Origin of the sequence: Paenibacillus xylanilyticus (assembly GCF_009664365.1) — a bacterium.
GTDB classification, from domain to species: Bacteria; Bacillota; Bacilli; order Paenibacillales; family Paenibacillaceae; genus Paenibacillus; species Paenibacillus xylanilyticus_A.
The window spans coordinates 4,825,695-4,839,331 of sequence record NZ_CP044310.1; the positions used below are offsets into that span (position 1 = coordinate 4,825,695).

Genomic DNA, 13,637 nt, shown 5'->3' on the forward strand with positions numbered 1-13,637 from the left:
GGCTCTGATAATAATTATCATTATCACATATTGGATTATGCGACAGAAATCACATTTTGTCAATAAAAAAGCGATAACGGGCTGGCTGCAGATTCTGCTATTGTGCCTATTATGAGAATAAAAAGAAAAAGAGTCCCTGGTTCCCCGTGGACTCTTCTCAACCAGCATCATTGCATGCCAGATCTGTAGTATTATTCATCTACCGTGCAAGCCTTCCATCATATATCATCGTGCCCCTATTGTAACGGAATGCGAATGTTAGTTCAGTTCCATTGTAGTGATGCAGGTATTGTCCTGCTCATATGTGGAAAGCTGGGATTCCGCAACCTTCCCGTCATGTACAAGACGGATCAGATATGTTCTGTTCCTCGGTAACCACAGATCCATAAACCCGTTCTTTCCGGTTTTCATCGGTTCTTCTTTCGTAAACGTATTACCTTCAGAGTCATGAATTGTGACTAGGAACTCTTTGTTCTTCATCTCCCCCTGACAACCCGTCAAGCTATGAACAGCACATGGATGAGTCTGCTCGATGTACGGCGCAATCGAAAGGAAAAACTCCTCTTCAGGCAGAGTATAGGTTTTCGTTTGATCATCCTTGCCGGTAACGACCAACTGGGTAGCATTGATGGAGGCCGATTTTGTTTCGACCTTGCCTGTACTGATATCGTATACCAATTCTTTAACATTGGTTGATTCAGGAGGGCCTGCTTCTTTTTTCAGCATATTATCAGCGATCAAATATATTCCTAAGCCAACGACCGTAATGAATAAGGCTGCAATAAGTATTCCTTTTCTCAACTGGAGTTCATCTCCCCGTTCGTTTTGGTTTATTATAATGGAGGATGCCATGTTATGGGCTATATACACATTCAAATTCACCAGATTTTCACATAATTGTCTTGTAGGTCAAAAAAATCAACAACATATTAGAAGTATTATTGATAAGTAAAGGAGGGTATGTATATGCATAAATCTGCGTCCGAATCAGATACAGATCGAAGAATTTACAAATCCAAACAGGCGCTCAAGGCTTCCTTGCTAGAATGGATGTCACGCAAACCACTGGAGGGCATCACCATCACCGATATTGTCAAATCTGCCGAATTAAATCGCAGCACCTTTTACAAACATTATGTATACAAAGAAGACTTGCTACGTGAGATTTTGACTGATGTGATTGATGATCTGATAGCTGCCTACCGAGCTCCATATGTACATTACCATGATTTTGAGATCAAGGATTTGAATGCTTCGGCTATCAAAATCTTCGACCATGTGCTTCTTAATTCCAGCTTTTATACCTTGCTTGTTCATTCCCAAATGCCTAGAGAATTCCGGGACACACTCTATGAAACGCTCATCACCCTGTACTTGCAGGATGTAACAGATATATCTCCGGATCCCAGAATCGACAAGGAACTCCTCGCCTGCTATCAGGCTAATGCCGTTCTGGGTCTTATTACGGGCTGGGTACAGAGCAACTTCAAATACAGCTCCACTTACATGGCCGAGCAGTTATTGGAATTTACTCGTATGAATCGCTCGAATGAGGTTTATCGCTCAAATCTTGCCCCGGCCCATGGTCATAAACCAGGCTTGTCCATATAAAAGAGGTACCAGCCTCATTCCTCATGAGACTGGTACCTCCGAATTACTGCCGTATGTTCATATGGTCTAGTTACTAATCCATCCGCCATCCACAGGGAGCTCAATGCCTGTGATAAATTTCGATTCATCTGAAGCCAGGAACAGATAGGCATAAGCGATATCCATGGATTCTCCGGCATGTGGAGGCAAAGGCGCGAGATTTTTGTAATGCTCACCCATCTCCACTTGTGATTTGATGCCTGCTTTTTCGACCATGCCGGTAAATACAGCACCAGGATGTACAGAGTTAACCCGTATGTTGTCTTTCGCAAACCACTGTGCACCATGTTTGGTCAGTGAACGTACAGAGCCTTTGGAAGCACTATAGGCTGCGCCCTGAGCGTCTGCGATGCCTCCAATGATTGCAGCGATGGACGATGTATTAACAATAGAGCCTTGTCCATTCTTCTGCATGTAAGGGATAACCGCCTTCATACCTAGCCATACGCCTGTACCATTAATGGACATGACCTTCTCCCAATCGTCCAGCTCTGCCTCCAAGATCCCCTTGGCTATGTGAATTCCGGCATTGTTGACCAGAATATCTATTTTGCCGTATTTCTCTACCGTTTCTTCCACAACAGCGTTCCATGATTCCGGACTCGATACATCCAGCTTCAAGGCAATGGCTTCCCCATCTTTGGCCACAATCTGTTTAACCTGTTCCTCCAAGGCTCCAACAGCAACATCGGTAGCGACAACCTTCGCGCCTTCTCTGGCAAACAATTGCGCTCCTGCCAATCCCATACCACTAGCGGCACCAGTTATAATTGCAACTTTTCCAGTTAATCTGCCCATTTCATATCATCCTTTCCTATTTGAAGATGAACGCCTGATTAAGGCATCCAACCCATTGACACCTCTAGTATACGGATGAAATGAAAGCTCTTTCAATCAGCAAATGGACAGGCTTTTGTGGGATAACCGATAGATAAATATGGATCTGTTTACTTCCTGAATGATAACCCACAATATGCACGAGATATGTTGCTTTGCCATCGAAACTACGAATACTGCCAAAAACCAGCAATGGGATCGATCCATTTCCCGTCATCGAAGTTGGCGAACAAGTACAATGCCCCATAACCAAAGACATACTCTTCCACCATCCCATCCGCATACCCCTCTTCGTCAATCTGGATGAAAAATTCGTATCCGTCCTGATGCAAAGCTGTGAAGTAACTGTCCTCCTGCTGAATGAGCCTCGGAGTGCCTCCAATTCTGACCAAGCACGGCTCATCTGTTACAGCTCCATCTTCAACCCATGTCCACTCGGTTAGGCTGTGCTTAACCAATGCAGGATTGGTGTAGGTTTCCAGTGCACTTTCAGGGGAAGCAGGATGCAGAAACACCTGGATATCACAGGTTGGATATCTATTGTTCTCCAGGTATCTCTCATATTCTGCTGGTACAAATACAGAGATCATCTCCTTGCCTGGTACAGGTCCCTTAGAGTTTGTGTCAGGAAGAGTCACACTGAGATAAAACAGATAATTCTGCTCACGCAGAAATGCGAATGCGGCGTTATCATCAAAAAAAGCGGGTGCATTCCCCCCCATCCAACTCGGCGATGAATAGTCGTCTGTAGAATCTGGATACATAACGAGCGAATGTGTTCTATTCTCAAAAAGATCAGTCCATGCGGACATAAGGACACGTTCCTTTCTTACGATTTTCGTTTCAACTTCCAATCCATTCCTATATAATAATTATAAATTCTGGAAACCATGGTGGACAACAGACTTATTACTCATTAGCCCAGACAGCATTGTTCCCCAAGCAGACCATGTAGGAGGAATATCCAATGAAATGGCTCCGTTTACATAAGGCAGATCATGATATCAGGAATAAGATAGACTGGAACAGTAACCTCCCTAAACATATTGCAATAATGATGGATGGAAATGGACGCTGGGCCACGAGAAGAGGGCTCCCGAGAAGTGCAGGCCATTATGCCGGCATGCAGACGATGCGTGAAACGATAGGCATGTGCCATCGAAACGGGATCGCATCTCTCACCCTTTATGCATTTTCCACGGAGAATTGGAAAAGACCAAAAGAGGAAGTCGATTATATCATTAGCCTGGTTGTCGAATTTGTACAGGATACTACCGTTCAGGAACTGAATCAACATGACATTAAAATCAATTTTATAGGTGATATATCCAGATTCCCCCTTGAAACACAGGAGGCCATGCGCAAGGTAGTTGAGCTGACCGAGACCAATAGCGGGATGAATGTATACTTCGCCATGAACTATGGTGGGAAAAGCGATATTGTTCAAGCCGTTAAATTATGTATAGAAGAAAACAAAAACATACCGGACATCTCTGAACAGGAGCTCGAGAAGTTTCTGTACACCGGGCAAAATCCTGCACCGGATCTATTGATACGGACAAGCGGTGAGAAACGGCTGAGCAACTTTTTATTATGGCAGGTTGCCTACGCTGAGCTGTGGTTTACGGATGTCATGTGGCCTGACTTTAACGAGCAATTGTTATACGAAGCCCTTCTTGATTATCAGCAGCGCAAGTTGCGGGCATTAGAGGTTTAATGTCGCGAGGGTTCATCCGTTACCGGCAATTATAAGATCGATGAGGCATCCGCTCTCCAGCCATATCAACCGTAACATTCCAAGCTCTGCACCATATACTATTGATATCTTACAACACGATTTTGTTCGAGCCTGATCACTGCTATCCGTAGGCTAACCAATGGATGTCTTTTTGTATCAGCTGCTATAGCCCCATTGAGCTTGTCTCTCATACACCAATTACAGGATCTGAGGTTTATTAAGAAATCCCTTCAATAACAATTCTCCCAATCTAGAGTCAATTCCCTCACTTAGGTCTCGGCTATGAAAAGAAAAAGAGCAGCGGTCATGTCTATTGAACAACAGCATCCCGCCGCTCCAGAATCCCTAGCCATCCATACTAACTTCTGAATAAATAGACTTATGGACTGGATAAAAGGCATATACTTTAGTTTTTATGCTGACATAGACTATATCGTGAATCGACATTAAGGAGTCAGTTTAAGAATAGTCACCGTGGTATTCAGATTGTTATGCAACTGTGCAGGAGTTGCATTCGCATTGACCAGTTGAATCGTTGTCGGAACTGTTGTGACCGTAATAATAACTTCAGCAGATATGGGGCCTCCGCCATTACCTGTGAAAGGAACAGGTGTGATGGGCGTCCCATTCACTGTAAGGTTGAAATCGGCATTGCCCTGATTATGAATGGAGAAAGAGATAAAATAACTTCCTGTTTCATTGATGGTTATCGTTGAAGATGGCGGCACGAAGGTAAAGGCACCACCCACGTTAGCCAAAACACCAGTCAACGTAATTGGTGAGTTTCCTGGAACGGTGTCCGTACCTGTGCCGGGATCAGCCCGGAAAACACTCAGGAAATCGGAGATTCCAGCCCCCGTTGGACCGGCAGGACCTGTTGCTCCAGTTGCACCTGCAGGGCCGACAGGACCTGCTGGACCCACGAGGCCAGTAGGTCCTGCTGGGCCCACTGCTCCTACCGCACCAACCGGACCCACGGGTCCTTGTATACCAGGAATCCCTTGCAATCCGACTGGCCCCGGTATCCCTTGAGCACCAGTGGCCCCTTTGGGACCTATCGGTCCTATTGGACCAGGAATCCCTGGTACGCCTTGTGGTGCATTAACTATAACTTTAGGTTTAACCTTCACAACCTTAACTTTCACACCGCAATGTACATGTTTTTTGAATTTACGTCTACAAATCCGTTTCCCATGATGATTGATCAAATAACTCACCTCCGTGATATTTCTCCACATACTATGTGCAGTCATCACTGGGGGCGTAGACAACTAACTATAATTCAGGAAATTCCAGGGCCCAATATGAGGAAAGTTGTCTATCTCATGGAGCAATAATTAGACGTTAAGCTTCGATTACATATTGAAAATTCTCTTACCAAACAGCCAAGATTATAATGCAAAGCATATTAAATTTCTACACGTTACACATGTTTGGTATGTGATGCTCTACCTTCAAGCCAGTATGTGAGTGCACCTGAGACGGCGAAGGCCAAGAGCAGACCAATGCAGGTATGCAGCAAGTTCAGCGTGCCATCTTCCATGAATGACGGGATTTCCAGCAGGCTTGCTGATTCACTTAAAGCAAAGGATTTTACGGACACGATGCCGAAATACAGTCCGCCTATAGCTCCACCTATTAGTGCTGCACCAAAAGAAGCCATTCTTCTCATGTTGACGGCATAGAGTGCAGGCTCCAGAACGCCCAATAGAGCCGTTCCTGTCGCCCAGAATGCCAGCTTTCTAAACCCGGGCTGACTGCTGCGCAGACCTGCAGCCAGTGCAGCCCCCGCCTGAGCAGTAAAAGCAACAAACATTGCAGGAATGATCACGGAGAATCCGTTGGTCATCAGTTCATTAAGCATTAGGGGAACCAGCCAATAATGCAATCCGGCAAACAGCATGAATGCAAATGCCGCTCCCAGCAGCATCACAGCCACTACAGGCGCATCCATGAGCAAGGAATCGACAGCAGCGGGCATCCGCTTGTCAATCCATGAACCGAGTGGACCCAGCAACAGCAGAACCAGCGGGACCAAAATTCCAAGGGTTAATGCCGGAGCCAGAATGCCTTGCAGCACCTTGGGACTGAATCGTTCAACTGCCCTTTCTACATAAGACGCCGCAGAGATCGTTAAAATCATCCAGAGAGTCGCTGAGAAAAAGGCTGCCTGCGACACCATCGGCACACCCATAAAATGAACTTCTTCCTGACCTGACAGTAAATAACTCATTTGTGGGTAAAACATCAATCCGCCGATAGCTGCAGCAACGTAAATATTACTCTTTAACTGCCGGGCAGTACTGATAGCTGCCAGTACCGGCAGCAGATAAAAGGCGCTCTCCCCAATCGATTTCAATATCATAAATGTCTGACTCTGTAGAAACGATGAGGGTTCCGAAAAACCGTACGTACTAATCAGCGTTATGACTGCAAGCACAATCTTGAAGACCGCTGCTCCCAAAATGGCAGGCATTATGGGTCTAAACACATCAGATATAAACTCTAATAATGAAAACGATTTGCGGTATGTATGCCTCTCTTTGCGTTCGGGATGATCCTGTATGCTCTCTGGCTTACCCATGTCCCTTAATAGACGGTAATAAGAAGAGGTTTCATCTTTAATCACCAAGAAGCATTCTGCACCTGTTATCCGAATTATTGTTTCTAGATCGACTGCATCAGGCGCTGACATATCTACTTTGCTGTGATCCTCCAACATCAGTATTGTTGATTGCTCATCCCGCTTGACCTGCCTGATATTCCCCTTTCCACCTGCAAGTTTCAAGATCTGTTCGAATTGCCTGTCATTCATATGTCCCTTCTCCTTATGCTGCGGTAAACCCGAGTTTTATGATGTGTCCTTATCTATATACCCATTTCCATGATCGAACTTCAATAGGATATTCAAACTAATTTTCCTTTCATTTCATTACCATATGAGCAGGGTACATGGACCTAAACTCACCTGAAGAAAGCAAAGAGCCTGCTTCCGCAGGCTCTTCCATAATCTCTTTTATGATCGATTCAATTTCTGACCCCCTATGACAACGACAGCATGGCGTTCATATCTTCCTCTGCTGTGGTGATCAGCTTCAAGCCAAACATGTCAACAAGCACATCCAATACTCCAGCCGAGATAAATTCTGGGGGTTTGGGTCCAATTCGAATGTCCTGAATACCCAAACTGAACAGCCCCAGCAGGATCGCCACTGCTTTTTGCTCAAACCAGGACAGGACAATGCTGACAGGAAGCTCATTGACTGAACAGCCAAAAGCGTCCGCAAGAGCCATTGCAATTTTCACGGTTGAACCGGAGTTGTTACACTGCCCCAAATCGATATAACGGGGAATCCCTGTATCCCCGACTGTACCGTAATCCACATCATTGAAGCGGAATTTACCGCATGATGTGGTTAGAATCACGGTATTGTTAGGCAGCGAAGTGGCTAGCTCGCGATAATAGTTTCCGCCTTTTCCAGGTGCATCACAGCCAGCGATAACGAAGAAACGACGGATATGCCCATCTTTGACTGCCTGAATAATCTCCGGAGCGAGTCCGATTACCGTCTCATGATGGTACCCTGTCGTCAGCACCTGCTCAGACTTAACGTCTGCAGCCGGCAGGGAAATCGCGCGCTCAATTAGAGGTGTGAAATCATCATTAACAATCTTGGCTACACCCTCAAGACCCGCGACTTCATACGAGAAGAATCGGTCAGCGTATGTACCTTTGATAGGCATGACACAGTTTGTGGTCGCAAGGATGGCACCCGGGAACTGTTCAAATAATCTGCGCTGATCATACCATGCTTTGCCGATATTGCCTTTCAGATGAGCATATTTCTGAAGTGCCGGGTACCCGTGAGCAGGCAGCATCTCGGAATGTGTATAAATGTTGATGCCCTTCCCTTCGGTCTGGCGAAGAAGCTCCTCCAGCGCATACAAGTTATGTCCGGTCACGACAATGCATTGCCCCTCAATCTGATTCTGCGAAACCGTGATTGGCTGCGGAATGCCGAATCTCTCCGTGTGCGCACGATCCAGCACGTCCATGATTCGGATCGCCGCGTTTCCGACTTGCATGGCCATATCAAGATGTTCCTGCACATTGAAATTGGAATTGGTCAACGTCATATACAGGGCTTCATGCGTAATTCGATCCACTTCCGGATCATGATACCCCAGCTGCCGAGCATGTGTTGCATAAGCCGCTATGCCTTTCAACGCAAAGATCATGGTATCCTGCAGACTGGCTATCGTTTCATTTTTCCCACAGACCCCAACTACCGTACATCCACCACTCGGTGTCTGCTCACACTGATAACAAAACATGTTTGTTCCCTCCAACGTGATTCGATTTCATTCACTGGTAACAGCGTAACAAACCCTCAGGGGACCAAGTGTGATGGCGGACACAGTTTATCATTCGACACCTTATAGTCAAAATTAGCAAGTATATGAATCTATTATTCCTCCTACAAGACTATCATCCAATCTTTCATTAGCTCCTTCGCATATGTTATTGCGTAGTCCAAGCTGCCATAGCAGCAGGTCTATAGAAAAGGAGGAGTTCAAATGGCTAAACCCGTTTCCATTTCTCAAACGTATCCTCGCTTGACAGTGTTCAGTGAAGAAAACTTCAGGGGACGCCGAAGAGTCTATCGTGGCAACCTGGGCATCTCCGATGTCGATGCCATTCTGACTGGAATTGAGAGCTTGCGATTTTTTTCCACCAATCCAAACGCCACACTCGTGTTGTTTAATCGTTCACGTTTTCGTGACAATTTTGTTGTACTGCGGGGGAATCGCAGCATTCGCGAACTGGATGACTTTTTGCGCAGAGGAGATGTGGAATCCCTCATCGCATCCAATCAGCGCTTAACTCTGGCACAGATTCGCGAGATCAGAAGAACCGGAGAGTTACCTCCCGGTTACCGCTTAATCTGACCTGTCCTTTTCGCAGGTGCATGTTATATCAATGCAGTGGTGCACGTAACCGTGCATCACTGTAAATAAATATATTGGACAAGAGGCATATCTTGGCTGCTTATGAAAAATACTGTGAACATAAAAAAGTTGGAAATGAAACGATTCTATATTTTGCCCGTAAGGGTAATACACAGAAGAAATCCATTTAATCAAGGAGCTGGTCAATTGCAACATTATAGACACAGTGCTGAGGAGACACTTCAAGACTTGGATAGTTCCCCCAAGGGGCTGACAGCCTCCGAAGCTGCAAAAAGACTTGAGACAGAAGGATATAACGAGTTAAAAGGCAAAAATGCAACACCTGTCTGGAAACTGTTTCTTGAAAATTTCAAAGATCCCATGGTCATCGTGCTGCTCATTGCGGCAGGTGTACAGGTTGTGCTCGGACATCTTATTGAATCCCTGATTATCTTTTTGGTTATCCTGCTGAATGCCGTAATTAGTGTGGTACAGACCAAAAAAGCAGAAAGCTCTCTCGATGCCCTAAGGCAAATGTCTGCTCCTGAAGCCAAAGTTATCCGTGATGGGGAGAAAAAGACCATCCCGGCCAGGGAACTCGTTCCCGGCGATATCGTTTTATTAGATGCGGGTGATTATGTACCGGCAGACGGTCGCATTTTGGAATCCGGCAGTCTGAGAATGAATGAGGGCATGCTGACCGGAGAATCCGAAGCAGCGGAGAAACATGCAGATGCCATCCCGGAAGAAGCTCCCATTGGTGATCGGCGCAACATGGCCTTCAGCGGCTCGCTGGTCGTATACGGCCGCGGCACTCTGGTGATTACCGGCACCGCATTAAAAACCGAGATCGGCAAGATTGCCGAATTGATTGAAAATGCTGAAGCCAAAGAAACCCCGCTGCAGCGCAAATTGGAAGCCTTCAGCAAAAAACTGGGCTTTTTCATACTGGGACTGTCCATTCTTATTTTCGCCATCGAGGCAGGACGTGTCTGGTTAACCGAAGGCACAGACAATCTGGGTCCTTCAATTATCAATGCACTGATGTTTGCCGTTGCTGTCGCCGTCGCCGCCATTCCTGAAGCTCTCTCTTCCATTGTGACGATTGTATTGTCACTGGGAACGAATAAAATGGCCAAGCAGCATGCGATCATTCGCCGGCTGCCTGCCGTGGAAGCGCTCGGTTCAGCCAGCATTATCTGTACAGATAAGACAGGTACGCTTACCCAAAACAAGATGACGGTTGTAGATTACTATATCCCCCATGGCACCAAAGAGGAATTCCCGGACGATCCCGATCAGTGGTCTGAAGAGGAACGACGCTTGTTACATATTGCAGTACTCTGCAATGATTCGAATATTAACCAGGAGGGCAAGGAACTGGGTGATCCCACCGAGGTGGCTCTCATTGCCTTCAGTAACCGTGTGAACAAGGATTATAACGAAATCCGGGACCAGTTCCCGCGGGAAGCAGAGCTTCCTTTTGACTCGGATCGGAAACTGATGAGCACAGTACATACCTTCGAAGGACAGACAGCCTTATTAACCAAAGGTGGTCCGGATGTGCTATTCAGCAGGTGTACTCATGTGTTCATGAACGGAGAGGTTCAGCCGCTTACTGCTGAGATTCGCACACAATTCGAGGAGAAAAATGAAGCTTTCTCCAAACGTGCCTTCCGTGTACTGGCTTATGCTTACAAGAAATTCGATGACAAAACGCAGGTTACACCTGAAGACGAATATGATCTGACGCTTGTTGGACTCACAGCCATGATTGATCCACCGCGTGAAGCTGTGTACGGCTCGATTGAAGAGTCCATGAAGGCGGGTATCCGCACAATCATGATCACAGGTGATCACAAAACGACAGCCCAGGCAATTGGACGGGATATTGGACTTGCAGGCCCCGATGATCTCGCCATCACAGGCGCTGAGCTGGACAAAATGTCGGATGAAGAGCTGGATCGCCAGCTTGAACAGATTTCGGTCTATGCACGGGTATCCCCTGAAAACAAAATCCGCATTGTGCGCGCATGGCAGCGCAAAGGCAAAATTGCAGCCATGACCGGAGACGGCGTCAATGATGCACCAGCCCTGAAACAAGCCGACATCGGTGTAGCCATGGGCAGCGGTACGGATGTTGCCAAGGATGCAGCTGCCATGATTCTGACCGATGATAACTTTGTATCCATTGTGAACGCAGTCAGTGTCGGTCGTATGGTATTTGATAACATCAAAAAAGCCATTGCTTATCTGTTTGCGGGTAACCTTGGCGCCATTATCGCCATATTGTTCGCACTTATCGTTGGTTGGGTGAACCCGTTTACGGCCCTGCAGCTTCTCTTCATCAACCTGGTGAATGACTCCCTGCCTGCCATTGCACTGGGGACGGAAAAGGCCGAACCGGATGTGATGCGGCGCAAACCGCGAGACATTAATGAAGGCATCTTTGCCGGCGGTACGCTTCAAGCTGTGATTACTCGTGGTGTATTGATCGGTGCAGCTGTTATTGTGTCCCAGTATATCGGGCTTGGCATCTCTGAAGAAATGAGCGTGGCGATGGCTTTTACGACCCTGATTCTGGCACGGAGTCTGCAAACATTTGCAGCCCGTTCCAATACACAGACCATCTTCCAGGTGGGCTTCACGACGAATAAATTCGTTCTTGGCTCCATTCTGGTATGTCTCTGTCTCTACGGAATCACCTTGATTCCGGGTGTACGCAGTATCTTCGCCATTCCGGATGCGTTTGGTTGGAACGAGTTCCTGATTGCAGGCGGCCTTGCCCTGCTCGCCGTCATTCTGATGGATGTCATCAAATGGATTCGCAACCGTGGCAGAGCGGTCAGTCCAGCATGAGAAATACTTCAAACCATCAAGGCGCCCTCTGACGGGCGTCTTTTTGCTGCCTGGAATTAACCTCTTCAACACAAGGCATTTCCTATGTTTTCTGTTGGTTTCGATCTGGTACATCTCATTTATTACCGATGCGAAGCTCTTCGAATTTTATGACATTATTGCCATATATGCAGATTGGGCGTAAAATGATTTATTGATTTTCAATATAGGTTGACTCAATCATAGACAGGAATGGTAACGTGAAAGATAAAATTGTAATGCCTCTCTGGACATGCTGTCTGTTCATTGTCGTGATGAACACCACCATGTTTAATGTATCCTTACCCGTTATTATTAACGATCTCCAAATTACATCTGACCTGGGCTCATGGGTCATCTCCAGCTACTCGATTGGTTACGCATTATCGACCGTTATTTTCAGCCGGCTATCCGATCGGGTCCCGGTGCGCAAACTGCTAACGATCGGACTGCTGATTCTGGGCTTGTCTTCGTTACTTGGATTATTCGCACATAGCTTCGCCGTCCTGCTGCTGACGCGCATTCTGCAATCCGCAGGTGCAGGGGTTATGGCCGGGCTGGGCCTTGTGATTGCCAGCCGCTACATTCCGCTGGAACGCCGCGGAGCCGCCATTGCCCTCATCTCTTCAGGCAGTGCCATGGCCTTTGGGCTGGGTCCCATTGTGGGCGGACTCATTAGCGAGTACTGGGGATGGAATGGTCTTTTTGCCATAACTGTGCTGGTCCTGCTTGCACTACCTGTATTGCTCTATTTCCTGCCGCGTGAAACACCAAGCCCTGAGAACCCTTTCGATATGATCGGGGCAGTGTTAACGGTCATTAACGCCATTACACTTCTGGTCGCGATTACCCAGCAGTCCTGGATCTGGTTTGCCATCGGTGTCCTGTCTCTTGTGGCTCATATTTGGTACATCCGCCAAGCAAGTCTTCCGTTTGTCAATCCCGATGTATTCCGAACACCAGGGTATACACGTTTGATTCTCATTGGCTTCTGCATTTTGGTCGTTAATCTGGGTAATCTGTTTCTGATGCCGCTTGTCCTTGCCGACCTGTTCGGGCGTTCATCGCTCACGATTGGTTTGCTCATTGCTCCGGGAGCCATTGTCGCGGCCTTTTGCACCCGTTTCGTAGGACGCTGGATCGACCGTTACGGCAACATGCGCTTTCTGATGATTGGACATGTGCTGCTTGCAGCTGTACTTGCCCTATTTATGCTCGGACTGAATCAGTCCGCCTTTATTATTACCGCAGGCTATCTCTTTTTCTCGCCCGCACTCTCAGCCTCTATGGCTTCACTGAACAATGAAACGTCCCGCGTTCTGCCCAAGACGCAGATCGGAGCAGGTATGGGCCTGCTTCAGCTGATTCAATTTTTCGGTGGTTCGATGTCTGTGGCGGTCTGCGGACTGCTGTTGCACAGCATCCCGGGCGTTTCGGTAGAGAAAGCCTATCACGTTGTTTATGGATGTCTGCTCTTCGTCTGTCTTGCCTCGCTTGTTATCGTTGTGTGGCATCACAGGTCCTCGCATTCCGGAGTTGTACAGAGTCAGAGTCGTACGGCTAAATAATGAATAATGAATGCTAT

Annotated in this window: 11 protein-coding genes; 5 read left to right on the top strand and 6 right to left on the bottom strand. The window is 46.9% G+C overall.

The genetic code is table 11. The features are described from left to right. Positions 1-258: 258 nt before the first annotated feature. Positions 259-801 carry a CueP family metal-binding protein gene (locus tag F4V51_RS21445; RefSeq protein ID WP_153979543.1) on the bottom strand — a complete coding sequence of 181 codons (543 nt, stop codon included), beginning with the start codon at positions 799-801 and terminating at the stop codon, positions 259-261. A gap of 165 nt (positions 802-966) precedes the next feature. On the opposite strand from F4V51_RS21445, the gene F4V51_RS21450 reads away from it, so the two are divergent. Continuing rightward, positions 967-1,611: a TetR/AcrR family transcriptional regulator gene (locus F4V51_RS21450; protein WP_162009965.1), complete on the top strand. Its 645-nt coding sequence runs from the start codon at positions 967-969 to the stop codon at positions 1,609-1,611. Between the two features lie 66 nt (positions 1,612-1,677). Here F4V51_RS21450 and F4V51_RS21455 read toward each other — a convergent pair whose 3' ends face one another. Further along, a complete protein-coding gene (locus F4V51_RS21455) occupies positions 1,678-2,448 on the bottom strand; it encodes an SDR family NAD(P)-dependent oxidoreductase (RefSeq protein WP_153979545.1) in 771 nt (256 codons plus the stop codon). 206 nt (positions 2,449-2,654) lie between these two features. After that, on the bottom strand, positions 2,655-3,299 hold the full coding sequence (locus F4V51_RS21460) for a hypothetical protein (protein ID WP_153979546.1): 645 nt from the start codon (positions 3,297-3,299) through the stop codon (positions 2,655-2,657). A 155-nt stretch (positions 3,300-3,454) separates the two neighbouring features. Between F4V51_RS21460 and F4V51_RS21465 the strand changes: the two genes are divergently transcribed. Next, positions 3,455-4,204, top strand: coding sequence for an undecaprenyl pyrophosphate synthase (locus F4V51_RS21465; protein ID WP_153979547.1), 750 nt, complete (start codon positions 3,455-3,457; stop codon positions 4,202-4,204). Between the two features lie 467 nt (positions 4,205-4,671). Here the strand turns inward: F4V51_RS21465 and F4V51_RS21470 are convergent, their stop codons facing one another. The 3 genes from F4V51_RS21470 to hcp form a co-directional block, all read right to left on the bottom strand. Then, complete coding sequence (locus tag F4V51_RS21470; RefSeq protein WP_236146612.1) at positions 4,672-5,433, bottom strand: collagen-like domain-containing protein; 762 nt, start codon at positions 5,431-5,433, stop codon at positions 4,672-4,674. 215 nt (positions 5,434-5,648) lie between these two features. Then, positions 5,649-7,040 carry a PTS sugar transporter subunit IIC gene (locus tag F4V51_RS21475; RefSeq protein ID WP_153979548.1) on the bottom strand — a complete coding sequence of 464 codons (1,392 nt, stop codon included), beginning with the start codon at positions 7,038-7,040 and terminating at the stop codon, positions 5,649-5,651. Positions 7,041-7,267: 227 nt separating this feature from the next. Beyond that, positions 7,268-8,560 (bottom strand): hydroxylamine reductase, encoded by a 1,293-nt coding sequence (hcp, locus tag F4V51_RS21480; RefSeq protein ID WP_153979549.1) that lies wholly within the window; start codon positions 8,558-8,560, stop codon positions 7,268-7,270. Between the two features lie 243 nt (positions 8,561-8,803). Between hcp and F4V51_RS21485 the strand changes: the two genes are divergently transcribed. The 3 genes from F4V51_RS21485 to F4V51_RS21495 all read left to right on the top strand — a co-directional run bounded on the left by F4V51_RS21485 (position 8,804) and on the right by F4V51_RS21495 (position 13,620). Then, positions 8,804-9,175: a hypothetical protein gene (locus tag F4V51_RS21485; RefSeq protein WP_095359607.1), complete on the top strand. Its 372-nt coding sequence runs from the start codon at positions 8,804-8,806 to the stop codon at positions 9,173-9,175. Between the two features lie 207 nt (positions 9,176-9,382). Next, positions 9,383-12,034 carry a cation-translocating P-type ATPase gene (locus F4V51_RS21490; protein ID WP_153979550.1) on the top strand — a complete coding sequence of 884 codons (2,652 nt, stop codon included), beginning with the start codon at positions 9,383-9,385 and terminating at the stop codon, positions 12,032-12,034. Between the two features lie 239 nt (positions 12,035-12,273). Further along, positions 12,274-13,620 carry an MFS transporter gene (locus F4V51_RS21495; protein WP_153979551.1) on the top strand — a complete coding sequence of 449 codons (1,347 nt, stop codon included), beginning with the start codon at positions 12,274-12,276 and terminating at the stop codon, positions 13,618-13,620. Positions 13,621-13,637 lie beyond the last annotated feature (17 nt).